This window comes from Argonema antarcticum A004/B2, from assembly GCF_023333585.1.
Lineage (GTDB): Bacteria > Cyanobacteriota > Cyanobacteriia > Cyanobacteriales > Aerosakkonemataceae > Argonema > Argonema antarcticum.
Window position 1 is genome coordinate 16463 of record NZ_JAIQZN010000035.1, and the last position, 23698, is coordinate 40160.

The window sequence follows — 23698 nt, forward strand, 5'->3', positions numbered from 1 at the left end:
GATCATCCTGAAAAATTCCTGCAAATTTTACCCAAGGATTCTCCGGTTGTTTAGAGGGTTGCCATTCAATGTCTACTGGAATAATCTCTAGGTTTTCCAGACGATTATGTAAAATTTAGTTCAATTTTTCTATAGATTCTTCTTGCGTTGAAGCTTCTACTTTGCAGTTAAGGAGTTCCAGAAAAGATGCGCTTATTTTTGTTTCATTAGAGCGATCGAGCAAAATATGAAACTTCAGGGGAACTGACTGAGATATTTTGACTGTTGATACTTTGCTAACCATAAATTCTTCATTAGCTCAAATTACATTCAATTATAGCAGATAGTGTGGAATATGAGTTTTATTATGTCGATATCGCATAATACCCAGACAGAAACCAGGTTTCTCAGAAATATCTGGTTTGGAGGTAAAGCACTAATCGCAGCGCATTTAATCCTTGACAAAAATATGCTTCTCAGTTACGATGTAACTTCATACTAATATTTTAATTTATGCCAAATGAAACAAACAAATTTGCAGGAATTAAAGGAACAAATTTTGTTAGAGGAAACAGAACCTCTAGCAATCGAATATAACGGACGCTTAGTTGGGTATTTTTATCCAGTGAGTGCAATGCCAAGTGCGATGGAGGAAATCGATCGCACTTTTACAAATTTAGTACAACTATGGCGCAATGAAACAATAGGTATTTCCTCCACTACAGATTTAGTGATGCACCCTGCTTACCAACAAATTATTACGATGGGTCCAGTAGTAATTCCTCTGTTATTAAGGGAAGTCGAAAGAAAGTCTGGGCGTTGGTTTTGGGCTTTGTGTGAAATTACTGGAGAAGATCCAGTACCTTTAGAAAAACGGGGTAAAACTAAAGAGATGACTCAGTTCTGGCTAGAGTGGGGGAAAGCAAAAGGTTACAAATGGTAGAAAATAATCCTTGGATACAAAATATTAAAGAATGGATTGAACAAAATCATCCTAATTTAGTGACAACGGGATATCAAATTACCAGTTCAGACACAACTGATTATAATTGTATAGCTTGGGCTGCTGGAAGTACAGAAGAATGGTGGTGGCCAGATGCCAAAAGTGGAGACTACTGGCCACCTAATATACTACGAGAGGAATCCCTGACTGCTTTTATGATGGCTTATCAAACTTTAGGGTATGAAGTCTGTGATAACACTTTCCTGGAAGTTGGTTTTGAAAAGATAGCGATTTATGTTTTAGATGGAAAACCTCAACACGCAGCGAGACAACTTCCTAATGGAAAGTGGACTAGCAAATTAGGTCAGTATGAGGATATAGAACATAATTCTTTAGAGGGTTTAGAAGGTAGTATATATGGTGAAGTTGCTTGTGTGATGAAAAGGCGTTTTATTGAGCAGGAGTAATAAACTTTCAGCAAACTTTTGGACTTGGGCAGGGTTGTATAAGGAGCATTGTTGTTTGATGACACAAACTATATCGAGCTTGACAGCTTTTCTAATGAAACCAAAGCATTCTCTGTAAAATCTATTTCTAGATGATATCCTGTCATCAACGCTGTTCCCAGCAAAGGTTTATATCCAGAGGCTAAAATCGGGACAACTTTTTCGCTATTATCCCAAACAATGGTCGCTAAATGTATTGATAATAGGGCTTCACTACCATCTGCTAATCTAGCAAGTGTCGTGGAATATAACGGCAGATTCATTGCACTAACTGCTTGAGGGGGTAAGGTCAGATGATCGTTAAATCCTGTGTCAATGACGAAATATATAGAAAACTCAGGTTGTTCAGGTAAACGGAATGTCACAGAGACAATCGCTTTGCTGTCAATAAATTTCCCATAAATCATTGTAGAATACGCTCACTTGCACCACCGAAGCTGACTGCTACATCATAACCAATTCGCATTGTAAATAATCGGGATTGGGGGTTCTTTTGCTTTAATTTTAAAGCGCTTTCTACCCCAGTAGAATCGATGCCATATTCACCTGTTTCTGCATCAATTACGATCATTTTACCAAGGTTTTCACGGGACTCGACTTGTTGGCGAATATTATTTTCATAAATTTGTTGGGCTTTGTGAGCAACTTCTTCAGCCGTCCAAAAAATAGCTTGCATGGTTATTTTACACTAGGGTTTGCTGTTGGGAATTCTTAATTTTAGTATCTATTATAACATAATTTTCCCCTATGGTTATTCCTCTAACCAAGTTTGAATTGCCCCTAATAAATTATCTTGACTGGGGAGAAAACCGCGCAGAGGCGCTTCGAGGGGTTCGTCGGTTATCCAGAGGACGTACAAACCCAGTTTAGTATCGGAAATCGCCCATATTTTGTTTTAGGCTAATTTAGAGATAATTTACGCTTAAAAACAACGCAATCTTGCAAATAAACCTGAAGGGGCGACAACTATAGCTCAAAAGTAGAAAGGTTTTTGGCAATTTTTACACTTGAATCGTCGCCGACTTACTTTCATAATTACTTCTCTATCCCCCATCGGTAAATCTCTTACTAAATGGCTTTTATTTTGATGAAGGCGATGAGAAGTCTGACCACAATGCGGGCAATGCGCTGTTTTTTTATCTAGTCTTACAGATAAGATTACTGTTTCTTTTGTTTCTTTGCTATCTCCTACTATCACACTAGGTAAATTTAGTAATTTTGTCATTACCCTTTTCATAATTGATTCACACTCGACTCTTTTTGCGACAATTATCTAAGATTTTAGCACACTAAGTACGGAAGAGCCAGGCTACCGAATTAAATCGGCAGCGCTTTCCTGCAATTCTCCGATTGACTAATCACTACTTATTCATCAATTTGCCAAGCGTCCTTGGTGACATTTTCGTCCAGAATTTTCTTTGGACGCAGGATGAGGAGAACTCGCCCAAGTAGAGATTCTGTGGGAGATTCTTCAAACCATTGCATTTGCAAGAGTCCTTCTCGCTCAAAAATAAAATAGCTATTCTCTTCCCATTGTCTTGCGGCTCGATCTACGATCGCCAGAACTTGTTCTCCCAAGTTATTTTTCTGGTAGGGAAGGTCATTACTATTCCATAGAATCGCGATCGGATCTTCTGCATTCAAGATAACTTTCCAGCCCGGTAGGGGAACCCAAGCGCCCTCTCCAGAAAACTTGACAACCCGAAAAGGCCCAGTATCCTCAATGAAGGGGACAGCTTTTAGATCTTCGGCACTCAGCGGTAGTTTCCCAACTAAAGGCAGGATGCGGGGTAACTCTTCCTCAACTTCCAGTCGATAAATGGGCAACTGGGGCGCTGGACGACGGGATACTAAGGTAAAATCGATGAGCAGCTTTTCGATCTGTTGCCTAGCACTGTCGCTGCGAACAAATTTTAACCCGCTGGCAATCAAACGCGATCGCTCTTGCAAGTCTGATTGTTCGCGGGCATATTTCCAGTACTGATAAGCAAGGGCGTCGCCGGGATGATCCGTAAATCCAGATGGCAGGTTACGCAGCCAGGATAACTCTTTAATGGCTTTAGCCAAGTCCTTAGCCGCGAGGGAGTCCAGCTTGTGTTCCAACACGAAGGTGGCGGCCTCCGCGCGTTGTGGCTGAGTGAGAATGCGAAATTCGTACAGGGTATCGCTGCCAGTTTGTTGGAAATGCTCAAGCACCTCATCCGATACAACCGCATTCACTAGACTGGTGTAAACTTGGGAAGCGACGATGACTTGATTCTGCTGAACGGGTTCAAACCCAGTCTCCTGAAAAATCTTTTGCGGGTTACATCCTGCTTTTTGCAATTTTTGGCAAGCCTGTCCCCAGTAAACCCAGGTGCCTTCTTTGCGCCGGAGACTACGCAGTAAATCTTCAACCTCAGCGGTCACATCCGTTGGCTGCGGGTCAGGGTTAGAAGCATCTGGTCTTATATCGGTCATAGTTGGGAGGAGGAAAAAATTAGACGATTATTTGCTAGAACGCCACTTTTGGCTTCAAGAAAAGCGATCGACTCGGATTGCAGCCGTCTTTTTCAAATTTAGCGCCATTGCTGTAACAATTTGCTTTAATCTGAAAACATGATTATCGTGGACGCAAATTTTACCAAAAAACGAGAATTCCCAGTTTCCTGATGTCCTGTCTGAATGCCCATAATTGTTAGGATTCAGGCAGTCAATAGTCAATCCCAATTGACTGTAAGGACTTGGCGGGATACCGCCAGTGTCGTTAGAGATCGCGGCATCGCTCTCGTCGATCGGCTTTGATTAGCGTAAATGTATCAGTTTATTCAGATAGTATGGATAATGTCATCCCAGAGCTTGAGAGCATCCGGCGTCAACTTATGAGCTTAGAACGACGCAAAAAGCCCAAGATGCTGGTAGTAGACGATGAGCCAGATAACTTGGATCTGCTCTTTCGTACCTTCCGGCGAGATTTTAATGTCCTCAAGGCAGAAAGCGGTGTTCATGCCTTGGAGGTGCTGGCAGTGGAGGGCGAAGTTGCTGTGATTATCTCTGACCAGCGGATGCCTGAAATGAAGGGAACCGAGTTCCTCAGCAAAACCGTGCCCCAATTTCCCGACACGGTAAGAATTATATTGACGGGATTTACTGATATAGAAGATCTCGTAGACGCCATTAATTCTGGGCAGGTGTATAAATACATCACTAAGCCTTGGGACCCCAATGAACTAAAGGCGGTGGTACAAAGGGCTACAGAGACTTATGAAGTTCTCAAGCAACGAACGGAAGAATTGCGTCGGGCTCAAGCCCAAACGGCTTTGCTTTTGGCAGTAGTGCAGGTTGCCCAAGCAGCTTATACCTTAGAGGATTGTCTGGAGCCAATTGCAAACGCTTTTGGCGAAAATTTCCAGGCAGATGGCTGTATTTTGCAACTGGTGCAAAACAATTCTTTAAGTTCAGCCCAAGGGATCTACAGTGCTAATACCCCAATGTCAAATTGGCTGGCCCAAGATCCGCTGGCTCTTGATGCGATCGCCACGAAGGAAATGCGGGTATCTGTGAATGTGCCAGCGGATACAAACTTATCTGCGATCGAACACTACCCCGCCTCTGGAGTTCAGGCCCATTTAATCATCCCCATCACCCACCGTTCCCAAGTGCTAGCCGTTCTGTCTCTCCAATGGAAACGCCCTTTCCAACTGCGAGAAGATGAAATCAAACTAATCCATCTCTCAGCCCAACAAATTGCCTTAGCTCTCTTAAGTACCCGCGCCGCTTAAGCAGCAAACAATTTTAGGTTTGAGATCGTGTCCGGTAGCACCGCCCGTGTAAGAGTGATATCGTCAAATTGTTTGTTGTCATCGGTGGTTCAATTTTTACCACAGATGAAGACAGATGAACACAGATGAACACAGATAAGAGGGGAAATTTTTTTAGGCAACCGATGCCACCGGACATGATATTAGATCGCGGATTTTTAACTAAATGTCACAATTCATTCCCATCCGTCTACAAGGTGGGGATGAATTTCCACAAACAAATAAATTGTTTAGCATCCCATTTTTATTAATCTATGCTATAATATTATGTTTATTTCAAGAACTTCTTTGATAAACATTTATTCTCTAAATCAATCTAAAATCTAAAATCTAAAATCTGATGACCCTAGATAGTCGTGCTACTGAAATTCGCGCCATCTTTGACCGCATTGCCCCGGTTTACGACTCGTTCAACGATCGATTGAGCCTCGCCCAGCATCGCGTATGGAAGCAGATGGCGATCAAGTGGAGCAATGCAGGCCCAGGAAATACTTGCTTAGACTTATGCTGTGGCAGTGGCGACCTCGCCCTGATGCTGGCGCGTCAGGTAGGAACTGCGGGTAAAGTCTTTGGAGTGGATTTTTCACCCCAACAGTTAGCGCAAGCCAAGGCGCGAATGCAAAACCATTATCCAGCTCCCCCTGTCACCTGGGTAGAAGCAGACGCCCTCAATCTGCCTTTTCCCGACAACCACTTCGACAGCGCCACAATGGGTTACGGACTTCGCAACGTCACCGATATTCCCCGCTGTCTCCACGAATTACATCGCGTCCTCAAACCCGGTGCCAAAGCCGCCATTCTAGACTTCCATCGCCCCAGCAATCCCGCCTTACGCAGTTTTCAGCAGTGGTATCTGGACAACATCGTAGTTTCAACCGCCAAGCATTTCGGCTTAACTGAAGAATATGCCTACATTGGCCCCAGCTTAGACAAATTTCCGATCGGGCCAGAACAGGTACAGCTGGCTCGTCAAGCCGGATTTGCCACCGCTACGCACTATCAGATTGCCGGTGGGATGATGGGTGTTTTAGCGATCGCCAAATAGAATTAAAGAAGTAGACCTAAAAAACCCCAAAACACTAACATCAGACTTTACACTTCACTGTCTTTAGTCTAGTTTGCCTATTCCGCAACCCTCTGTGGATAGAGCTTTATTTCCCGCAACTAATTTAACAGTTGACAATGGTATTATTTTAGGATTATTATAATAAAATCTTCGGTAAGTCTACATGTTTTGGCATGGGCTGTTGACCTGAAGCTAGGTGTAAAGAGAAGTAGTCCTTGCACGTTGATGAACTCGCCCACCGTTTGCCAATAGGCATCCAGAAAACAAGAGTGCAAGATACTGTGAGGTATTATAGGGTTGTAGTTACAACCCCAGTCCGCTCTAACCAAGCGCCACTAACAGAAATCAATATACTCCGGCGGAAGGCGGGAGTCTGCCTGCGGACGCTGTGTAAGACCATCATCGGAAAAGGTTTCCGAATTCTTAGTAATAGGAATACCTAACGTGGCAACGGCGGTTGAGACGGGAAACTCCGAAGACGAATAAGACCGTCCTAAGTCTTTGTTTTAGTTGGAAGCCCCAACTTGAGCGTTGCTTAGTTGGGGTACTTCACTTCACCGTTCTTAGTTCTAAGTTGAATCTATCTAACATCTGGCTTTACATTAGCCCTCCGGTACTAGGTGCAGTTATTGGCTATTTTACTAACGACATAGCCATTAAAATGCTATTTCGTCCCTACCGAGCTATATACATCGGTAAGCGGCAGATCCCGTTTACACCCGGTTTGATTCCCGCTAACCAAGAGCGACTGGCAAAGCGGATTTCTGACACCATCATGGGGTCGCTACTGACACCAGAAGAGTTGCAAAACCTGGCGCGAAAGCTACTGGAAACTGAGCGCGTTCAAGCTGGAATTATCTGGTTGCTAAGGCTGGGGCTGGATCAACTTCAAGCCGATAAGGAACAGCGAACTGCCAAGGTTTTAGCTGGGATTCTCCGGGATTTGCTAGGTGAATCTTTACCGCGCCTGCTTAAGGTTTTAGCGCGTCGTGACGATTTTCTAGAAGTTCAGATCAACCAAATTTTTGACCAGGTTTTGTTGGAGTTCCAGCTAACCGAACAGCAAGCCAGTCAGTTAGCAGATTGGCTGGTACAAGTGGTGCTACCCCCGGATGTTCTCCGGTTAGCTTTGATTGATTTTTTGACCGATCGCAATATTCAGGTAATTGATGAGGGTTTTCGGGAGAAAAGCAGCGGCACTTATTGGGTGGTGGCAAATCTATTCGGTTTGAAAAATACCCTAACTCGCCTGCGTACTTATTGCTTGGATGAGAAAGAGGAAAGTAATGCGCGTTTGAAAGAATTAATCCAATCTTTAGCGATTAAAGAAAGACTGAAACAATGGCTGCAAAACCTATCTTTACAGAATTTGCCTGTTTCGACGGTGCGCCAGTTGCGGAAGACGATGCGGGAAAGTATTCGCTCTTATATTCAAAATCGCGGCGCTGAATTACTTCAGGGATTAGGCGGTTCTATAAACTGGGAAGAAACTGCTTCTTTAGTCCTTAAACGCCTGCGAAGTTCGGCTGTTGTCAATACTTCTTTGGAAGTGATCGGTAAGGAATTGGCTTTGGTTTTGGAGCGCTATCTGGAGCGAGATTTAGAAAAAATTGTGCAGCAGGTAATACCAATTTTGAATATCGATCGCGTGATTATTGAGCGAGTTAAGGCAACTTCGCCCCAGGATTTAGAGGCAGCAATAGAGGGAATTGTTAAAAGTGAGTTGCAAGCGATCGTTAATTTAGGAGGAGTGTTGGGTTTTGTGGTGGGGTCGATCCAGGTGGTGATATTGCTGTTGCAGCAGTAATCTAAATTCATCATTTTCTACTCACCACAACCTCTGAATCGGATAAACATCAAAGGCAGAATCAGCACTCAGGATTGGTATCTGTTCAACCATAGCCTGTGCAATTATTAGCCGATCGAATGGATCTCGATGATGTAAAGGTAGCGTCGCTATAACCTCTATGTAATCTAAATTGATATCTAGTATATCTATTCTATTAAGGCTGACTTGCTGCTCTATAAACATCCTAAATGGCATCCCAAAACTCAGCTTACCGATACTTTGTTTGATCGCCATTTCCCAGATGCTAGCTATACTGAGCAAAGTTTCGTTATTACCATCATCAATTAGCGTCCGTACCGTAGGACTAAGTTTAGGATTATCAGTAACATACCAAATAAAGGTATGGGTATCTAGCAGTAGTCTCATTGCAGATAGTCCTCGAAATCTGCTATTGGCTCATCAAAATCATCAGCTATTGTCACTAACCCTTTGGCACTTCCTGCCTTACGATTCTGTTGAACTGGCGACACTGGTATCAATTTTACCACAGGTCGCTCGTCTTTCGTAATCACAATCTCTTCTCCTTGAATCGCCGCTTCGATTAAGGAAGGCATATCTTTTAATGCCTCAGCCAAATTTATTTGCTGCATGGCTGTCACCTCTTTGTTAATCATTCATTCTAACATTAAAATCTGTCTCTCGATCCAACTTACGATCGGCATCAAACCCAGAAAATCTCCTACATAATCCTCTGACTAATGACTAAAAAATTAAATATCCGTATCTTCGTTATACAATTCCTGCAAGTCCTGATGCTGAGTTTTTCGAGAAGTCCGGCGATATTTTTTAGCTTCTAATCTGGGTTCATATTTACTCTGCCCTTTGCCTTTACTTTTCAACTTCATGCTTGCATCTGCATCGGATTGTTCATTGAATTGCTCTTGATAAGAAATCGCTTCTTCTAACAAATCCAAATAATACTCATATCTTTCCCAATCTCCCCGCACTATACAATTCGGCTCATCCCGATGCGAGCAATCGCTAAACTGACAGCGAAGAGCTTCTAAGCGCTGTTGTATCTCTGGGAAATACAGTGCTAACTCCTCCCCCACACAATCCAAATCCGGCTGATTAAAACCAGGGGTATCGGCTAACAAACCCCCACTTGGTAATTCAAACAGTTCGACGTGCCGGGTGGTATGACGCCCTCGGCTGAGTTTGCCGGAAACTTCTGCGACACGCAAATTGACATTGGGAATGAAATAGTTTATAATGCTAGACTTGCCAACACCAGAAAGTCCAGCCAGAACGCTAATTTTATTATTTAGCCTCTCTCTCAATTCTTCTAATCCAATGCTAGCCAGGACGCTGATAAATACGGGTTGGTAGCCCCAGGAAGTGAAGCGATCGCGCCATTCGGAAAGTTCGGCACCTGTCACCAAATCGCTTTTATTTAGGCATAAGCAGATATCTAAGTCTGTAGACTCTGCTTTAATCAGAAAGCGAGTCAGTTGATATGGGTCTAGCGGCGGGTCTGCGAGGGCGAAAACCAGTAAAATTTGATTGGCGTTGGCGATCGGGGGACGGTCTAGTTCGGTTTCGCGGGGGAAAACTTCAGCGATCGCACCTCTACCCCCGGCCCAGTCCGGTTCTTCAATAACAACGCGATCGCCCACCATCACTCCTACCCCGATTTTTTTCAGGCGCATCCGGCGGGTACAGAGCAATTCCAATGGTTTATCTACGTCAAGACACTTAGTTTGGTTAGTTTCTTGCGTATCTAAACGCACCCGATAGAAATTTGCCTGTACAGCCAGCACGGTTCCTAACAACGGTGAAGTCGATTCTCTTGCATTTTGTTCTGCTATAGCTGAACTCATGCTTAATCTAGAGGTCGCCGTACTAAAATGGCAAAAAAGCCATTTCGGTCTTCAACTTGTTCTAGCTGATAACCTTCCATTACTAAGCTATCCGGGACTTGCTCGATCGGCTCGCCCGGATCTAACCATACTTCCAACAAAGAGCCTTGAGACATTTGCTCCAGGCGGAGTTTGGTACGTACAAAGTTAATAGGGCAAGGAGTGCCCCGCAGATCTAGATGGGCGTCGGGAGTTGATAGGGCCGGATTACTCATTTGTTGAATATATTTCCAAAAAATCCTTCTATACCGCCTTTACCAATGCGATCGCCCCTAATTTTAGCCAATTTTTCCAAAAGTTCCCGCTCCTCAGTCGTAATGCGATTGGGAATTTCAATAGCGATCGTAATCATGTGATCGCCCCGACTCACCGGGTTCCCCAGCTTGGGTACGCCCCGATTTTCCAATTTCAGAACTGTATTTGGCTGAGTTCCTGGCGGAATCATTAATTCCTCCGGCCCATCGACCGTATTTACCTCGATTCTACAGCCCAAAATTGCTTGCAAGTAGCTGATCTGGATGTGAGACAGAATATTGATCCCATCTCGCTGGAACTCTGCATCTTCATTAACAAACAAGTACACATACAGATCCCCAGACGGGCCACTCCGCTGACCGGCATCGCCTTCATTAGCTACTCTCAGGCGGGTGCCATCATCAACCCCCGCTGGAATCGTAATTTTCAGCTTCTTGGTGACCTGCTTTTGACCCTTGCCGTCACAGGATTCGCACTTATCTTCAATCATCTGTCCTGTGCCATTACAGTTCGGACAGACTGAAACCTGCGTAAAGCTACCAAAGGGAGTCCGAGTCACGCGACGGACTTGACCCGAACCACTACAAGTTGAGCAGGTTCGAGGTCTAGTGCCCGGTTTAGCGCCCGTTCCGCTGCATACTTCGCAGGTTTCCAGATGGCTGATGCGGATTTCCTTCTCGCCGCCAAAGACAGCTTCCCGGAATTCTAGCTTCAGATCCAGCCGCAGATCGTCTCCACGGGTGGGGCTTCCGGGCCTGCGCCCAGTCCGAGTGCCCTGTCCGCCAGCAAAACCGCTGAAGAAGCTTTCAAAAATGTCGGCGAAGCCACTCATATCGCCGAAGTCTTGATAACCTGCTGCGCCAGCACTTGCTACGCCTGCTTCGCCAAAGCGATCGTAGCGTGTACGCATTTCAGGCTCTGAAAGCACTTCGTAGGCACGGTTAATTTCTTTAAAGCGCTCTTCAGCCCCTGGTTCTTTATTCACATCAGGGTGGTACTTCCGAGCTAGGCGACGGTAAGCTCGCTTGATTTCTTCTTTATCGGAGTTGCGAGAAACACCGAGAATTTCATAGTAGTCGGCCATAAAGAGCGCTTTGCAGAAGAATTTTAAATTAACAGAGATATTGAGCCCAATTATTCAACGGCCTCGTAATCCGCACTGACCGTATTCTCGTCTTCAAAATTAAAATCGAAATCTTCGTCTCCTTCAGACCTAGTTTCTTGATCGTCCCTAAACTCTGGCGTTGAGGCTGGATAAGATTCGTCATACTCGTCTTGATGCTGATTAGCTTGCTTGTACACTTCCGCACCAATGACAAATAGCATTTGTTGGAAGTCATCAATTTGTTGCCTCATGTCGTCTAGGCCGATCGAGGGGTCTGCTACGGCGGCTCGCAGTTCTACCGCCTTTTGTCGAGCCTGCGTTTTTAGTTCCTCACTGATAAATTGACTGTTTTCTTTGAGGGTCGAGTCATAACTATAAAATAGGCTATCTGCCTGATTTTTGACTTCGACTACTTGCTTGCGCTTGCGGTCTTCCTCGGCATAAACTTCAGCGTCCAGCCGCATCCGTTCCACTTCACCAGCACTCAAGCCACCAGTATTGGTAATCCTGATGCTTTGCTCTCGACCCGTGCCTTTATCTTGAGCCGAAACTCTGAGAATACCATTGACATCTATCTCAAAACTTACCTCAATTTGCGGCACGCCGCGAGGGGCTGGAGGAACGCCAGCGAGGAGGAATTTGCCCAGACTTTTGTTGTCGCGAGCCATTGCCCGCTCACCTTGCAGGACGTGGATTTCTACCGATGTTTGTCCGTCTGTGGCCGTTGAGAACACTTGAGACTTGCTGGTTGGAATAGTCGTGTTGCGATCGATAATTTTCGTGAACACCTCTCCCAAGGTTTCAATCCCCAGTGACAGCGGCGTCACATCCAGTAGCAGCAAGTCTTTAACTTCACCACCAAGCACGCCAGCTTGAATTGCCGCTCCCAGGGCCACAGCTTCATCGGGATTGACTGAGCGATCGGGCGTTTTCCCCCCAAAGAACTGACGCAGCGCATCTTGTACTGCTGGTGTTCTCGTAGAACCACCCACCAGAATAATCCGGTCGATGTCATCCGGCGTCATATTGCAGTCTTTCAGAGCCTGCTTCATCGGTTCGATCGTACTTTCTACCAGATGACCTACCAATTCTTCAAATTTTGCTCTGGAGAGCGACATTTCCAGATGCTTTGGCCCTGTCTCATCTGCTGTAATAAACGGCAAGTTAATTGAGGTGTTGGTTGTGCTGGAGAGTTCTATTTTGGCTTTTTCTGCGGCTTCCCGCAGGCGCTGGAGGGCCATTTTATCTGGTGATAGGTCAATGCCCTCTGTTTTTTTAAAGTTCTCGATCATCCAGCGCACGAGGCAATTGTCAAAGTCATCGCCACCCAAGTGGTTGTTGCCAGAAGTAGCCCTGACTTCAAACACGCCGTCACCCAGCTGCAAGATGGAAACGTCGAAAGTGCCGCCCCCAAGGTCAAACACCAGTACCCGGTTGTCTTCGTGCTGTTTGTCCAAGCCGTAAGAAAGAGCTGCTGCTGTGGGTTCGTTAATGATTCGCAGCACTTCCAGTCCGGCGATCGTACCGGCATCTTTGGTAGCCTGCCGTTGGGCATCTGTGAAGTAGGCAGGCACCGTAATCACGGCTTGATCGACGGGTTCGCCCAAGAAGTTTTCCGCATCCTGCTTAAGTTTTTGCAGGATCATAGCTGAGATTTCTTGAGGGGTATAATTTTTTCCCCGAACTTTGACATCGACAGTATCGTCTTTGCCTCTGACGCCGTTGTATGGAACTTGCGATCGCTCCATTTCCGTATCATCCCAGCGTCGGCCTATAAAGCGTTTGATGCTGTAAATTGTATTTTCAGCATTCATTACTGCTTGCCGCTTCGCCAGCTGACCGACCAAGCGTTCGTCCCCTTTGCCAAATCCCACTATGCTGGGCGTCGTTCGCCCTCCTTCCGAGTTGGGGATCACCACGGGTTGCCCGCCTTCTAGAAAGGCGACACAACTATTCGTGGTGCCCAGGTCGATGCCAATGACTTTTCCCATAGATCGCGGCAGTTTGGTGGATGCTTTTGTTGATGGTTGTTGAATTTTGGATTTTATCTAAAATCTCAAATCGTCAGTACCAATCAACTTTCCGATGAGGTCGGCTGACTTTCTTCTGAGGTTACCACGGGTTCAGGAGCAGCAGCAACTTTAACCATCGCGTGACGCAGGACTTTCTCTCCCAGGTAATAACCGGGCATCAACTCCTCAGTCACGGTTCCTTCTGGATATTCATCTGTTTGTTCCGTTCCCACCGCTTCGTGAAGGTTGGGGTCAAACTCTTTTCCCTTCGGACGCATCGGTGATACCCCAAGGCGTTTCAGGCTGCTTACCAATAGTTTGTAAACGCTCTGATAGCTCTTGTGAATGTTTTTCTCCTGTTCGGTTTGAGTTTTAATCTGCGACTGCGCCCGTTCAAAATTATCGACAACCGCCAGTAATTCTGTAATTGTGGCGCATTTTATCTGCAGTTCCAACTCTTCCTTTTCTTTCTGCGTCCGCTTGCGGAAGTTTTCAAAATCAGCCGCAATCCGCATATATTGATTTGTGCGATCTTCCAGCTGAGCTTTTTGTGTTTCCACTTCCTGCTCCAGCGCCGCTATTTCTGCTTCCATTTCCTCCCGAAGAGAAGTATCCGCCTCCGCTTCTACATCTGCTTGGGCATTTTCGTCAACACCGGCTTCCTCAGAGAAGAGACCAGCTTCGGCCTGGAAGTCCATCTCGGCTGTATCCCTGGCGATTTCCTCAGGAGCGTCCTGAGTTAGGTTTTCAGTTTTATCTGTCTGCTTAACTTCGTCAATCATCTTATATTTATCCCGGTTAAGAGACTGCTAGCGAGAGCGACCCAGTTTGTTTAATTTTTGCGCTAGCTCCCCCTTTCACTTTACTTTATCTGTGTGAGGTGCTGGATAGCCTGTACAAATATTTGTTTGCCCAATTTTGCACCGCCATGAACCGGTGACCTTTAGCCAGATAACTGGCGGCATCCTGCTAAAGGGAGCGTAAGCATTGGGATTGCTTGATTCCCTAAGCTTAAATTTTACCCTAAATAGCCTTGAAAGTGATGGTCATCTCAGATTTTTGCCTGATTCTCCCCGCTGGCAATTTGGCCCAATCTAGTGCAGCAAGAGCGGTTAAGTTTCTGAACGTTACCGCTCTTGATAAAATTAGAGTAGCAACTTAGTAGTTATCAGAGCGATACAATGCCACGCAAAAACGGTGTTTGGATTAACTTTCAAGCAACTGCCGAAGAGAAGCAAAGACTTCGATCCTACTGCCAGCAAACCCAACGCGCTCAAAGCGACGTTCTGCGAGAATTCATCCGTTCTCTTCCAGAACCTTCATCCAGCCCAGAAAATAAACCAGAAGATTGGCAGAGTTCACCACCAAATTAACGACGCGATCGCTTGCGGTATAGTTAGGGAGGATGCCAATTCTGAAAAAGCTATCATCTAGAATACAAAGTAAAAGATTTCTCGGATTCCGCAGAGCCAGCAACCCACCCTATCAAATTTTTGTAGATCCTGCTGCCCAGGATGGGTATTAAACAAAAAAAGTCTGCTCACCCCCATTCAGCGCCAGATATTTTTATCTGTGCAATTTTGCCAAAGATTTTTGGGAATACTTTATAAGGAGAGCTTCACCGATCGGATATGACTAACTCCTCATCATCCCCGCGACGCAGCACCAGCTTGATTGCCCTGAATTTCTCACCCTTCGGCAACAAGCTAATTCAGTCTGGCTATATTAATCCTGACGATATGAAAAAGGCGATGATTGAAAGTCGCCAGTCAGGCAGACCACTGACAGAAGTACTAGAGTCGATTACAGGACGACAGCTGCCAGCAGATTTACTGCGCCAGTACAAAAAACAACAGCTATTTGAACTTAAAATCCTTTTCGGCGTTGAATGCCTCGATCCGGAAATTACTCAAGTTCAGGCCAATAATCTCAGCGAACTGATTGACACCCTGATTCCAATTGATATCTGTCGTCGCTATCGATTAGTACCCTTATCCAAGCACGAAACAACTCCGCCTAGTGTTTTGGTGGCAATGGTCAATCCCGATGACCTAGAAGCACTCGACGATCTTAACCGCATCCTGCGGCCTCAAGGTCTTGGGTTACAGCGGATGGTGATTACGCGGGAAGACTACGAGCAGTTAATCACTCAGTACTTGGACGAACAGGCTCAAAAGCTAGCCAAACGTGCTGCTGAAGACCGCGACAAAGGATTAGCTCTAGATGGAGGGGAATTCGAGAACGTCGATATTGATGATGCCCCCATCGACGAGGATATGGACTTGGATGCTGCTTTGGGGGAAGCCGAGTCAGCTCCGGTAGTCAAAACGGTCAACAAAATCTTAGCAAAAGCTTTGTCAGATGGGGTTTCTGACATCCATGTGGAACCTCAAGAAGAATTTCTGCGGATTCGGATGCGTAAAGATGGGGTTCTGCAAGAACCTTTTCCGCCCTTGCCTAAGAAGGTCATCCCAGCGATTACCTCTCGTTTCAAAATTATTGCCAATATGGATGTGGCGGAACGCCGTCAAGCTCAAGATGGTCGTATTCGTCGGGTATTCCAGGGACGTACAGTGGACTTCCGGGTTAACTGTCTGCCTTCTCGCTACGGGGAGAAGATCGTATTGCGGATTTTGGATAACTCGTCCACCCAGCTAGGTTTGGATAAGTTAATTAGCGATCCAGATGCGCTAGCAATGGTTAGAGAAATGGCTAGCCGTCCGTTCGGACTGATTTTGGTAACAGGGCCAACGGGTTCGGGTAAGTCAACGACCCTGTACTCAATTTTGGCAGAACGTAACGATCCTGGGGTGAATATCAGTACGGCTGAAGACCCTATTGAGTACGCATTGGGCGGCATTACTCAGTGTCAGGTAATTCGGGAAAAAGGTTTGGACTTTTCCAATCTACTGCGGGCGTTCTTGCGGCAAGATCCGGATGTGATTCTGGTGGGTGAAACGCGAGATAAAGAAACGGCAAAAACGGCTATTGAAGCGGCGTTAACGGGTCACTTGGTGTTGACGACGCTGCACACGAACGACGCTGCTGGTGCGATCGCGCGGTTAGATGAAATGGGCGTTGAACCCTTCATGGTGTCCGGTGCCTTGCTAGGTGTCTGCGCTCAACGCTTGATGCGGCGCGTTTGTGCGGAATGCCGCATTAACTACACCCCTACCCCGGAAGAACTCGCCAAGTTTGGTCTGTCGGCTTCCCGCGAACTGGAAGTCAGTTTCTACAAAGCTAATACTTTAACAGCAGACCAAAGAAAGGCCGCAATGGAAGCTGGCACTATCTGTCCCAAATGCAATGGAGGGGGCTACAAAGGCCGTTGCGGTGTTTATGAAGTTTTGAAGGTAACAGAACGACTCCAAACCTTAATCAGCCAAGGTGCGCCCACCGAGCGCATTAAAGAAGCAGCGGTGGAAGAAGGGATGGTGACATTGCTAGCTTATAGCTTAAACCTCGTGCGCCTGGGCGCTACGACTTTTGAAGAAGTTGAGCGGGTAACTTTCACCGACAAAGGTCTAGAAGCAGAATTGAAAGCAAAACGCAAGAGTTCTCTGACTTGTCGCGTTTGCAGTGCCGAAGCCCAACCAGAATGGCTAGAGTGTCCCTACTGTCTGACACCCCGCTTTGTTGATGAGTAATAGTCACTTTGGAGAACTGTGGAAGAGTGACTGATGACCGCTAACAACTATAGCCACAGTCACATAGGTTAGGACAGTATAGAACTATTCCCCGCAAGGCCGGGACTGTGTTTGTACTAAAGCACTCAGCACTCAGCACTTTGCACTTTGCCATAACACACTGACAAATACGTTAAAGGAGACAGCTCGATGGATATGATGATTGAAGACGTAATGGAGTCCCTGATCGAGCAAGGCGGCTCTGATATGCACATACAAGCGGGATCGCCTATCTTCTTCCGGATCAGTGGGAAGCTCACACCTCAGACCCAATTCGGCGAAGTTCTGAATTCGGACGACTGTCAGCGATTGATATTCAGTATGTTGAATAACGGTCAGCGCAAAGACTTGGAGCAAAACTGGGAGTTAGACTGTGCCTATGGAGTTAAGGGATTAGCTCGTTTCCGCGTCAACGTTTACCGCGAACGCGGTTGCTGGGCCTCTTGCTTGCGAGCTTTGTCTTCTAAAATTCCCGATGCCGATAAGCTGGGAACGCCAATGGTGCTGCGGGAACTGACAGAACGGCCAAGGGGAATGTTGTTAGTGACGGGTCAAACTGGTTCTGGAAAAACCACCACAATGGCGGCTCTGATCGATTTGATCAACCGGACGCGGGGCGAACATATTCTCACAGTGGAAGATCCGATCGAATATGTTTTCCCGAATATCAAAAGCCTGATTCACCAACGGCAAAAAGGGGAAGACACCAAGAGCTTTGCCAACGCTCTCAAAGGTGCCCTGCGTCAAGACCCTGACGTTATCCTGGTAGGGGAAATGCGCGACCTGGAAACGATCGGACTGGCAATTTCCGCCGCAGAAACAGGCCACATGGTTTTTGGTACGCTGCACACCAACTCAGCGTCGGCGACAATAGACCGGATGCTAGACGTATTTCCCCCGATTCAACAACCCCAAGTTCGATCGCAGCTGTCTAACTCTTTGGTAGCCGTTTGCTCTCAAAACTTGGTGCCGAAAATTGGCGGCGGTCGGGTGTGCGTTCAGGAAATTATGGTCGTGACTCCAGGTATTTCTAACCTGATCCGAGAAGGAAAAACTTCTCAAATTTACTCAGCTATCCAAACTGGCGGTAAATTGGGTATGCTGACAATGGAAATGGCACTTGCTGCGGCATATAAAGAGGGCAAAATTAGTTACGATGCAGCTATGTCGAAATCTTCTAAACCTGATGAATTGCAACGCCTGATTGGGCCAGCACCAGTTGGAGGACCGGGGCAAAAAGTAGCCGCGCACTAGGCAAGACAATGCAGGCAGTAAAAAAAAATGCCTGCATTCTTTCTAGCCTAATTACTATAAAACCTCCCCTAAGACAATCGTTCTTGCCTGCACTCTATCACTCAGTTACAACGACTAATACCAACCAGCACGGTTATAAATCGTAACTCTTAGAATTCATGGTTAGTGATTCGTATCAATGAACCACTAACAAAAAACAAAAAACAAAATTACGCAACACGGCTGCAACTTGGTATAAAAAACAACTTTTAATCTTTGGTATGAATTATGCCTACCTACGTTGCCACAGTTCGGGATTCTAAAAAAACTCAGAAGGTCGAAGCAAACTCCTTGGCTGAAGCTAAGGAGAAGCTGATGAAAAAAGGTCTTGCAGTTCAAGACCTTAAGGAATCTAAAGGCTTTGAAATGCCTGATTTTGCGAGTATGTTTGCCAAAATCACGGTCAAAGAAATGGCGATGTTTTCACGCCAATTCGCGGCCATGTTTAATGCAGGCGTACCGATGGTCAGATGCCTTGGCGTGTTGAGCGATCAATGCACCAATCCCAAGCTCAAAAAAGCTTTGATGAAAATTAGTGCTGATGTGAATGAGGGCGTCAGCCTCGCAGAATCGATGCGTAAACATCCAAACTGCTTTGACAATCTCTATACATCAATGGTGGACTCTGGAGAAATTGGTGGTGTTCTCGATGAAGTACTCAACCGGGTTGCTAAAATTCTAGAAGATTCGGCTCGACTTCAAAATCAGATCAAGTCAGCATCGGCTTACCCGAAAATGGTGGGTGGTTTGGCGGTCGTAATTTTTATTGCAATGACAACTTTCCTGCTGCCAATTTTTGCTAAGATATTTGAAGACTTGGGGATGGAATTACCTGCGCTGACTCAATTCATGCTGGCAATTAGTAAATTCTTGAGAACACCTCCTCTCGTTTTGACGGCTATCGCCGGTATAGCTGCGGCAATTGCTGCTTATAAAGCATATTACAAAACTCCGGCTGGTTGTCTGCAAATAGATGGCATGATGTTGAAGTTGCCGATCGTTGGAGAGCTGATTAGAACAACGGCGGTGGCTCGCTTTTGCCGCATCTTTGGGATGTTGACTCGTTCTGGGGTGCCGATGCTGACATCAATGGAAATTGTCAGAGATACCGCTGGTAATGTGATTATTGGTAATGCTATTGAGGCAGCCCGAACAGAAGTGGAACAGGGGGGTATGATCAGTATTGCTTTGCAAAAAGCGAATGTTTTCCCCACCTTGGCTATTCAAATGATGAGCATTGGTGAGGAAACGGGCGAACTTGACAAAATGCTGCTGAAACTGGCGGATTTTTATGAAGATGAAGTAGAACAAGCGGTGAAAGGTCTTACCAGTATGTTGGAACCGCTAATGATGGTCGGTATCGCCGGAATGGTGGGGATGATTTTGCTCTCGATGTATCTTCCTATGTTCAAAGTGATGGACGGTATCGGCTAAGAGTAAACTTGCTTTTTGCACTAGCCCCTCTTCCCCCCCTCTTCCCCAGTCCCTAGCCCCTAGCCCCTAAGTTCAGGACAATGTCTGTTAAACCATCTCACTATGAAGCACTACTAGCAGAGTACAGCAACCAGATGGGAGCGATCGCGCTTCTGAAGCAGCACCGTCCCTATCTAGAGCTGATCCCCAGTCTGCGACGACCGGATCAAAGCGTTATTACCATTCCTTTGCCAATTGTGCTACTTAACCACACAGTATCATCGGCAAAGAATAGTGGTGTTATTACTGCTACCAAAGAGGCTGTTTGCCTGCCCTGCGATGTAGCTATTTTAATGTGCGACCCCGAATGGAAAATTAAAACAGGGGTGGAAATTATGGTGTTCATCCATCGCCCGCAGGAAGACTTTTCCGATTTGCTCAGTCGCTGGCGACAAACACAGGTGTATCTTCACAAAAGCTATGAATGGGTGATGCCCCCCCGCTACAAGCACGTGCTGAACGAGGAGGCGGAAAATATCCATCCTCTGTTTGTTGTCTTTGCCCAGACACCGGAAAGGATTAAACGGGGATTAGCTGGAGCATATCTACCTTTTGTCGTTCAGACTCTAGACTCCGTTATCGAAGAGGAAGAAATCCCATCCACCTTGTCTACCGAAAGTCCACCAGCGTAGCAAAAGTCAAAAGAAAAAATGGAAAAATGGAAAAATGGGCTCTTCCGTACTTAGTGTGCTAAGTTAACTTAAATTTATCCTCAAGGCTTTGCTAGATAAGGCTTTGACATTATCTACACCATTAGCTTGCCAGATGGCAACTTGCTCCTGACGGGGCGATAGCCTTGAAACTCCAGCCAGCTAAGGTGTAGGACACGGAAAACTAATAATTTGGCACACTAAGTACGGAAGAGCCCATTTTTTTCGTCTTCTTGGCATTTAGTTAACCAGCCCCCGACAATGACATCTGATTCGCCCCGACCACACCGATTAGTTCATCAGTTGAAAGTGTAATTAAATTTAAATATAGTGATGTGATGTTTAGTACCTTTTTTAATTTTACCTTTTCGCTCGTATCGTTATTTCAAAACAAACATACAAAATTATAATAAATTAATTTACATAGAACCTGTCAATGCACTAATCATCAAATTTACCGTACTCAGTACTGAGTGCTGAGTGCTGAGTGCTGAGTAAGAAAAAGAGTACTCAGCACTCAGCACTCGGTAAATGCCCCGCATAGCGAGTGGGCGGAATCTTATCATCAGGAGAAGGTTGATACCCCGCATAGCGAGTGGGCGGTCTTTTAACTCAGCACTCAGCACTTTCAACTCAGCACTCTTCATAGAAAGTTTATTTTTCTCCACAACAACAAGCAAAACCCCTTGTGAACTCGTATTCTACAACTTCAGAAAAAAAAACATCATGCTCCAAGCCATACCCAAAACAGTCACGTTTGATGAGTTCGTGGCCTGGTATCCAGAGAACTCTGCCCGCAGCTACGAACTACACAACGGAGTAATTGTTGAAATGCCTTTAGGAACTGGCGACCATTCCGACGTTACAGGTTTCATCGCCAGTGAAATCAATTTTGAAATCAGGCGACTGCAATTGGCTTACTCAATTCCAGGTGATTGCCTGCTTAAACCCGTCCGTAACGAATCAGGTTACCAGCCAGATGTAATTGTCCTAGACCGAACCGCACTCTTAAACGAACCGCGTTGGCAGAAAGAATCTATCATCACGATGGGGGCTTCGGTGCGACTAGCTGTAGAGGTCGTCAGCACAAACTGGCGGGATGATTATTTTTTGAAAGCTTCTGACTATGAGGAAATGGGCATCCTCGAATACTGGATTGTGGACTACCTGGGTTTAGGTGGCCGCAAGTTTATCGGCAATCCCAAACAACCCACCCTCTCAGTTTATCAACTGGTAGACGAAGAGTATCAAGTCAAACAGTTTAGGGAAAGCGAGAGGATTGAGTCGCTAGCTTTTCCAGAGTTGAACTTGACGGTCGAACAGATTTTTCGAGCAGGGTTACCCCCACTAAATCCCCCTTCTTAAGGGGGGACTTCGATCTTATTGTCCCGCCTTAAGAAGCAGGGCTAGGGGGATCGAGGGAACTTCCCGCTCGACCCCTCTTCCCCTAGTCCCTATTTGACGAACTGGGGCATAATTTCTGCGGCGGTAAACAAACCGTAAATGCCGCGTCGATGCAAAGCTATGCCTGCTTTGAGATAACCAAATGCGGGGCTGCATACATTTGCGGCCATGCTGGTTTCGTCTCCCAGGGTGAAGGTATGGGTTGAAATTTTGCCTTCAAAGGTGCGACCTGTGACCTGGACGTTAGTGCTGAGGGGTTTTTTGGGATTGCGGGTATCGACTACGCCGCCTACTTTTACGCAGCTGCTAGAGCAAATTCCCGCCAGTTCTAAGATCAGATCGTCGGCGTGTTCCATATTTTCCAGAGTCAGTATACCATTTGTGCGATCGAGCAGTGTTTCCACTTCCTCATCTGTCATCACTCTGGCTTTTTCGACGCTATAACCGGGCAGATGGGCAATATCTTCGCGAATGGTAGAGCGGTAAGCCTCCCAGTTGGCAATTCCGACACCAAACGTAATTTTGACGCTGTGAATTTCTGCGTAGCTCTGGGCCGCTAGGGCAGCTGCTGCTGTTAACAGTCCCGGCGTGGCTCCACAACCCGTCATGTAAGTAATTCCAGCAGCTGCAAGGGGCTGTTTTAATCCGAGAAGTTGCTCGACGGCGCTGGTGCGTTTGATGGCATCGACTAATACTCCTTGCCAACCAGATTCAATAAACTGACTCACTACAGAAGCGATAAAAGTATTTGGCAGGTTGGGCAAGGCTAAGAAATAGCCATCTACAGATGCTTGTTTGATTAAATCGTGAATACTGCGATCGCTTAAAGTACCTCCTGGCTCTAAATATCCCACAGAACCATGAGATTGGTAAGCTGCAATACAGACATCGGGATTTAACCCTTCACTGACATAAGCATAGCCTTCTCGATCTGCTGCCGCCACCCAGATCATCTCTCCTTTGGGCGCAAGTACTCGGCTGGCGGCTTGTCCCAACCCGCCAAAACCAAGCACCCCTACGCGAATCGGACTTGTAAGCTGCTCGTAGCTCATAGTTCTTTTCCTTGAATTCAGACAATCTCTAATTATCCTGGGTTATTTATACTCTGTAACAGTTGACAAGCAAGACGAAGAAGGGGCTAGGGGCTAGGGGCTAGGGGCTAGGGACTAGGGGCTAGGGGCTAGGGGCTAGGGGCTAGGGGCTAGGGGCTAGGGGCTAGGGGCTAGGGGCTAGGGGCTAGGGGCTAGAGGGAAGAGGGAAGAGGGAAGAGGGAAGAGGGAAGAGTATTTCTCCCCTCCCCGTAGACGGGGAGGGGCAAGGGGGTGGGGTTAGACTGTCCCGCTTTAAATTTGTAGCCCCGTTGATATTGACTACTGTGGCAAGTTAAGGGAAACTAACAAATAATTTAGAACTTAATCGCTTAATTAATAAGTTGTGTTAAGTTTTGATTCATTTTAGCCCCAATGGGTAAAGTGAATTAAAGAGAAGCTAGTTAGGATCTTGATGCAGAAACTTTTGCCGAATCGCCTTCGTGCGAAGGCTATAGCCAGCTAAGAGATCGCCTTGGTCAAAAAGTCTTTAGGGTTCAGTTAAGAGCGTGGAGACACTAGAGTTTGTAATTTATCCCGATGGTCGGGTAAAAGAAAAAGTTACTGGCATTGTTGGCTACTCGTGTGCTGAGGTGACTGCTGCCATTGAAGCTCAGCTCGGGCAGGTACTCAGCCAGGAGCAGACCTCGGAATATTTCGCCGCAGTGCTACAACAGCCTGCAACAGCGGCAGCGCAAGCCACTTTTAGCGAGTGGTAATTTTTTATCAA

The 23698-nt window shown here is 46.1% G+C and carries 27 protein-coding genes; 12 read left to right on the forward strand and 15 right to left on the reverse strand.

Features of this window, described 5'->3' with window-relative positions; translation table 11 throughout:
• Positions 1-115: 115 nt before the first annotated feature.
• A complete protein-coding gene (locus LAY57_RS16355; protein ID WP_249067850.1) occupies positions 116-283 on the reverse strand; it encodes a hypothetical protein in 168 nt (55 codons plus the stop codon).
• 216 nt (positions 284-499) lie between these two features.
• Here LAY57_RS16355 and LAY57_RS16360 point away from each other — a divergent pair, with 216 nt between their 5' ends.
• On the forward strand, positions 500-922 hold the full coding sequence (locus LAY57_RS16360) for a hypothetical protein (protein ID WP_249067851.1): 423 nt from the start codon (positions 500-502) through the stop codon (positions 920-922).
• Positions 916-1389: a DUF7689 domain-containing protein gene (locus LAY57_RS16365; protein WP_249067852.1), complete on the forward strand. Its 474-nt coding sequence runs from the start codon at positions 916-918 to the stop codon at positions 1387-1389. Before LAY57_RS16360 ends, LAY57_RS16365 begins: the two co-directional genes overlap by 7 nt.
• 68 nt (positions 1390-1457) lie before the next feature.
• On the opposite strand, the gene LAY57_RS16370 is transcribed toward LAY57_RS16365, so the two are convergent.
• From LAY57_RS16370 to LAY57_RS16385, 5 genes are all read right to left on the reverse strand, one after another.
• Positions 1458-1835 (reverse strand): clan AA aspartic protease, encoded by a 378-nt coding sequence (locus LAY57_RS16370; RefSeq protein WP_249067853.1) that lies wholly within the window; start codon positions 1833-1835, stop codon positions 1458-1460.
• A complete protein-coding gene (locus LAY57_RS16375) occupies positions 1832-2104 on the reverse strand; it encodes a hypothetical protein (protein ID WP_249067854.1) in 273 nt (90 codons plus the stop codon). Before LAY57_RS16375 ends, LAY57_RS16370 begins: the two co-directional genes overlap by 4 nt.
• Before the next feature lie 75 nt (positions 2105-2179).
• Positions 2180-2287, reverse strand: coding sequence for an NACHT C-terminal alpha/beta 1 domain-containing protein (locus LAY57_RS36540; RefSeq protein ID WP_420839092.1), 108 nt, complete (start codon positions 2285-2287; stop codon positions 2180-2182).
• A 114-nt stretch (positions 2288-2401) separates the two neighbouring features.
• Positions 2402-2653, reverse strand: coding sequence for a transposase family protein (locus LAY57_RS16380; RefSeq protein WP_249067855.1), 252 nt, complete (start codon positions 2651-2653; stop codon positions 2402-2404).
• A gap of 140 nt (positions 2654-2793) precedes the next feature.
• The gene (locus LAY57_RS16385; RefSeq protein WP_249067856.1) at positions 2794-3888 is read right to left on the reverse strand and encodes a RuBisCO accumulation factor 1; all 1095 of its coding nucleotides are present in this window, start codon (positions 3886-3888) and stop codon (positions 2794-2796) included.
• 356 nt (positions 3889-4244) lie between these two features.
• On the opposite strand from LAY57_RS16385, the gene LAY57_RS16390 reads away from it, so the two are divergent.
• From LAY57_RS16390 to LAY57_RS16400, 3 genes are all read left to right on the forward strand, one after another.
• Complete coding sequence (locus LAY57_RS16390) at positions 4245-5189, forward strand: response regulator (protein ID WP_249067857.1); 945 nt, start codon at positions 4245-4247, stop codon at positions 5187-5189.
• A gap of 379 nt (positions 5190-5568) precedes the next feature.
• On the forward strand, positions 5569-6273 hold the full coding sequence (gene ubiE, locus LAY57_RS16395; RefSeq protein ID WP_249067858.1) for a bifunctional demethylmenaquinone methyltransferase/2-methoxy-6-polyprenyl-1,4-benzoquinol methylase UbiE: 705 nt from the start codon (positions 5569-5571) through the stop codon (positions 6271-6273).
• A gap of 595 nt (positions 6274-6868) precedes the next feature.
• Positions 6869-8101: a DUF445 domain-containing protein gene (locus tag LAY57_RS16400; protein WP_249067859.1), complete on the forward strand. Its 1233-nt coding sequence runs from the start codon at positions 6869-6871 to the stop codon at positions 8099-8101.
• Between the two features lie 21 nt (positions 8102-8122).
• Here the strand turns inward: LAY57_RS16400 and LAY57_RS16405 are convergent, their stop codons facing one another.
• The 7 genes from LAY57_RS16405 to grpE all read right to left on the reverse strand — a co-directional run bounded on the left by LAY57_RS16405 (position 8123) and on the right by grpE (position 14156).
• Entirely contained in the window at positions 8123-8509 is a 387-nt protein-coding gene (locus LAY57_RS16405) for a type II toxin-antitoxin system VapC family toxin (RefSeq protein ID WP_249067860.1), read from the reverse strand.
• Positions 8506-8757, reverse strand: coding sequence for a type II toxin-antitoxin system Phd/YefM family antitoxin (locus tag LAY57_RS16410; protein ID WP_249067861.1), 252 nt, complete (start codon positions 8755-8757; stop codon positions 8506-8508). Before LAY57_RS16410 ends, LAY57_RS16405 begins: the two co-directional genes overlap by 4 nt.
• A 96-nt stretch (positions 8758-8853) precedes the next feature.
• Positions 8854-9963, reverse strand: coding sequence for a small ribosomal subunit biogenesis GTPase RsgA (gene rsgA / locus LAY57_RS16415; protein WP_249067862.1), 1110 nt, complete (start codon positions 9961-9963; stop codon positions 8854-8856).
• Between the two features lie 2 nt (positions 9964-9965).
• Positions 9966-10217, reverse strand: a complete 252-nt coding sequence (locus LAY57_RS16420; protein ID WP_249067863.1) for a sulfurtransferase TusA family protein — start codon at positions 10215-10217, stop codon at positions 9966-9968.
• Positions 10214-11341, reverse strand: a complete 1128-nt coding sequence (gene dnaJ / locus LAY57_RS16425; protein WP_249067864.1) for a molecular chaperone DnaJ — start codon at positions 11339-11341, stop codon at positions 10214-10216. The genes LAY57_RS16420 and dnaJ overlap by 4 nt, the downstream gene beginning before the upstream one ends.
• A gap of 50 nt (positions 11342-11391) precedes the next feature.
• On the reverse strand, positions 11392-13353 hold the full coding sequence (gene dnaK, locus LAY57_RS16430; RefSeq protein WP_249067865.1) for a molecular chaperone DnaK: 1962 nt from the start codon (positions 13351-13353) through the stop codon (positions 11392-11394).
• An 83-nt stretch (positions 13354-13436) separates the two neighbouring features.
• On the reverse strand, positions 13437-14156 hold the full coding sequence (grpE, locus tag LAY57_RS16435) for a nucleotide exchange factor GrpE (RefSeq protein ID WP_249067866.1): 720 nt from the start codon (positions 14154-14156) through the stop codon (positions 13437-13439).
• A 399-nt stretch (positions 14157-14555) separates the two neighbouring features.
• Here grpE and LAY57_RS16440 point away from each other — a divergent pair, with 399 nt between their 5' ends.
• From LAY57_RS16440 to LAY57_RS16460, 5 genes are all read left to right on the forward strand, one after another.
• Positions 14556-14747 carry a CopG family transcriptional regulator gene (locus LAY57_RS16440; RefSeq protein ID WP_249067867.1) on the forward strand — a complete coding sequence of 64 codons (192 nt, stop codon included), beginning with the start codon at positions 14556-14558 and terminating at the stop codon, positions 14745-14747.
• 258 nt (positions 14748-15005) lie between these two features.
• Positions 15006-17021, forward strand: a complete 2016-nt coding sequence (locus tag LAY57_RS16445) for a GspE/PulE family protein (protein ID WP_249067868.1) — start codon at positions 15006-15008, stop codon at positions 17019-17021.
• A 189-nt stretch (positions 17022-17210) separates the two neighbouring features.
• Positions 17211-18314 carry a type IV pilus twitching motility protein PilT gene (locus LAY57_RS16450; RefSeq protein ID WP_275994068.1) on the forward strand — a complete coding sequence of 368 codons (1104 nt, stop codon included), beginning with the start codon at positions 17211-17213 and terminating at the stop codon, positions 18312-18314.
• Positions 18315-18719: 405 nt separating this feature from the next.
• The gene (locus LAY57_RS16455; RefSeq protein ID WP_338022425.1) at positions 18720-19787 is read left to right on the forward strand and encodes a type II secretion system F family protein; all 1068 of its coding nucleotides are present in this window, start codon (positions 18720-18722) and stop codon (positions 19785-19787) included.
• 80 nt (positions 19788-19867) lie between these two features.
• Complete coding sequence (locus tag LAY57_RS16460) at positions 19868-20458, forward strand: hypothetical protein (protein WP_249067871.1); 591 nt, start codon at positions 19868-19870, stop codon at positions 20456-20458.
• Between the two features lie 437 nt (positions 20459-20895).
• Here LAY57_RS16460 and LAY57_RS16465 read toward each other — a convergent pair whose 3' ends face one another.
• On the reverse strand, positions 20896-21123 hold the full coding sequence (locus tag LAY57_RS16465) for a hypothetical protein (protein WP_249067872.1): 228 nt from the start codon (positions 21121-21123) through the stop codon (positions 20896-20898).
• Positions 21124-21202: 79 nt separating this feature from the next.
• Here LAY57_RS16465 and LAY57_RS16470 point away from each other — a divergent pair, with 79 nt between their 5' ends.
• Positions 21203-21841 (forward strand): Uma2 family endonuclease, encoded by a 639-nt coding sequence (locus LAY57_RS16470; protein ID WP_249067873.1) that lies wholly within the window; start codon positions 21203-21205, stop codon positions 21839-21841.
• An 89-nt stretch (positions 21842-21930) separates the two neighbouring features.
• On the opposite strand, the gene bioU is transcribed toward LAY57_RS16470, so the two are convergent.
• The gene (gene bioU, locus LAY57_RS16475; RefSeq protein ID WP_249067874.1) at positions 21931-22932 is read right to left on the reverse strand and encodes a (S)-8-amino-7-oxononanoate synthase BioU; all 1002 of its coding nucleotides are present in this window, start codon (positions 22930-22932) and stop codon (positions 21931-21933) included.
• A 545-nt stretch (positions 22933-23477) separates the two neighbouring features.
• Here bioU and LAY57_RS16480 point away from each other — a divergent pair.
• Positions 23478-23687, forward strand: a complete 210-nt coding sequence (locus tag LAY57_RS16480; RefSeq protein ID WP_249067875.1) for a DUF2997 domain-containing protein — start codon at positions 23478-23480, stop codon at positions 23685-23687.
• Positions 23688-23698 lie beyond the last annotated feature (11 nt).

What these genes read in the sequence shown, in the direction of transcription:
- dnaK (WP_249067865.1), bottom strand. Translation starts at nt 13,353, where the DNA reads ATGGGAAAAGTCATTGGCATCGACCTGGGCACCACGAATAGTTGTGTC.
- dnaJ (WP_249067864.1), bottom strand. Translation starts at nt 11,341, where the DNA reads ATGGCCGACTACTATGAAATTCTCGGTGTTTCTCGCAACTCCGATAAA.
- grpE (WP_249067866.1), bottom strand. Translation starts at nt 14,156, where the DNA reads ATGATTGACGAAGTTAAGCAGACAGATAAAACTGAAAACCTAACTCAG.
- bioU (WP_249067874.1), bottom strand. Translation starts at nt 22,932, where the DNA reads ATGAGCTACGAGCAGCTTACAAGTCCGATTCGCGTAGGGGTGCTTGGT.
- LAY57_RS16355 (WP_249067850.1), bottom strand. Translation starts at nt 283, where the DNA reads ATGGTTAGCAAAGTATCAACAGTCAAAATATCTCAGTCAGTTCCCCTG.
- LAY57_RS16370 (WP_249067853.1), bottom strand. Translation starts at nt 1,835, where the DNA reads ATGATTTATGGGAAATTTATTGACAGCAAAGCGATTGTCTCTGTGACA.
- LAY57_RS16405 (WP_249067860.1), bottom strand. Translation starts at nt 8,509, where the DNA reads ATGAGACTACTGCTAGATACCCATACCTTTATTTGGTATGTTACTGAT.
- LAY57_RS16460 (WP_249067871.1), top strand. Translation starts at nt 19,868, where the DNA reads ATGTCTGTTAAACCATCTCACTATGAAGCACTACTAGCAGAGTACAGC.
- LAY57_RS16385 (WP_249067856.1), bottom strand. Translation starts at nt 3,888, where the DNA reads ATGACCGATATAAGACCAGATGCTTCTAACCCTGACCCGCAGCCAACG.
- LAY57_RS16390 (WP_249067857.1), top strand. Translation starts at nt 4,245, where the DNA reads ATGGATAATGTCATCCCAGAGCTTGAGAGCATCCGGCGTCAACTTATG.
- ubiE (WP_249067858.1), top strand. Translation starts at nt 5,569, where the DNA reads ATGACCCTAGATAGTCGTGCTACTGAAATTCGCGCCATCTTTGACCGC.
- LAY57_RS16450 (WP_275994068.1), top strand. Translation starts at nt 17,211, where the DNA reads ATGGATATGATGATTGAAGACGTAATGGAGTCCCTGATCGAGCAAGGC.
- LAY57_RS16365 (WP_249067852.1), top strand. Translation starts at nt 916, where the DNA reads ATGGTAGAAAATAATCCTTGGATACAAAATATTAAAGAATGGATTGAA.
- LAY57_RS16410 (WP_249067861.1), bottom strand. Translation starts at nt 8,757, where the DNA reads ATGATTAACAAAGAGGTGACAGCCATGCAGCAAATAAATTTGGCTGAG.
- LAY57_RS16455 (WP_338022425.1), top strand. Translation starts at nt 18,720, where the DNA reads ATGCCTGATTTTGCGAGTATGTTTGCCAAAATCACGGTCAAAGAAATG.
- LAY57_RS16470 (WP_249067873.1), top strand. Translation starts at nt 21,203, where the DNA reads ATGCTCCAAGCCATACCCAAAACAGTCACGTTTGATGAGTTCGTGGCC.
- LAY57_RS16375 (WP_249067854.1), bottom strand. Translation starts at nt 2,104, where the DNA reads ATGCAAGCTATTTTTTGGACGGCTGAAGAAGTTGCTCACAAAGCCCAA.
- LAY57_RS16420 (WP_249067863.1), bottom strand. Translation starts at nt 10,217, where the DNA reads ATGAGTAATCCGGCCCTATCAACTCCCGACGCCCATCTAGATCTGCGG.
- LAY57_RS16445 (WP_249067868.1), top strand. Translation starts at nt 15,006, where the DNA reads ATGACTAACTCCTCATCATCCCCGCGACGCAGCACCAGCTTGATTGCC.
- rsgA (WP_249067862.1), bottom strand. Translation starts at nt 9,963, where the DNA reads ATGAGTTCAGCTATAGCAGAACAAAATGCAAGAGAATCGACTTCACCG.
- LAY57_RS16465 (WP_249067872.1), bottom strand. Translation starts at nt 21,123, where the DNA reads ATGAAGAGTGCTGAGTTGAAAGTGCTGAGTGCTGAGTTAAAAGACCGC.
- LAY57_RS16360 (WP_249067851.1), top strand. Translation starts at nt 500, where the DNA reads ATGAAACAAACAAATTTGCAGGAATTAAAGGAACAAATTTTGTTAGAG.
- LAY57_RS16440 (WP_249067867.1), top strand. Translation starts at nt 14,556, where the DNA reads ATGCCACGCAAAAACGGTGTTTGGATTAACTTTCAAGCAACTGCCGAA.
- LAY57_RS16380 (WP_249067855.1), bottom strand. Translation starts at nt 2,653, where the DNA reads ATGACAAAATTACTAAATTTACCTAGTGTGATAGTAGGAGATAGCAAA.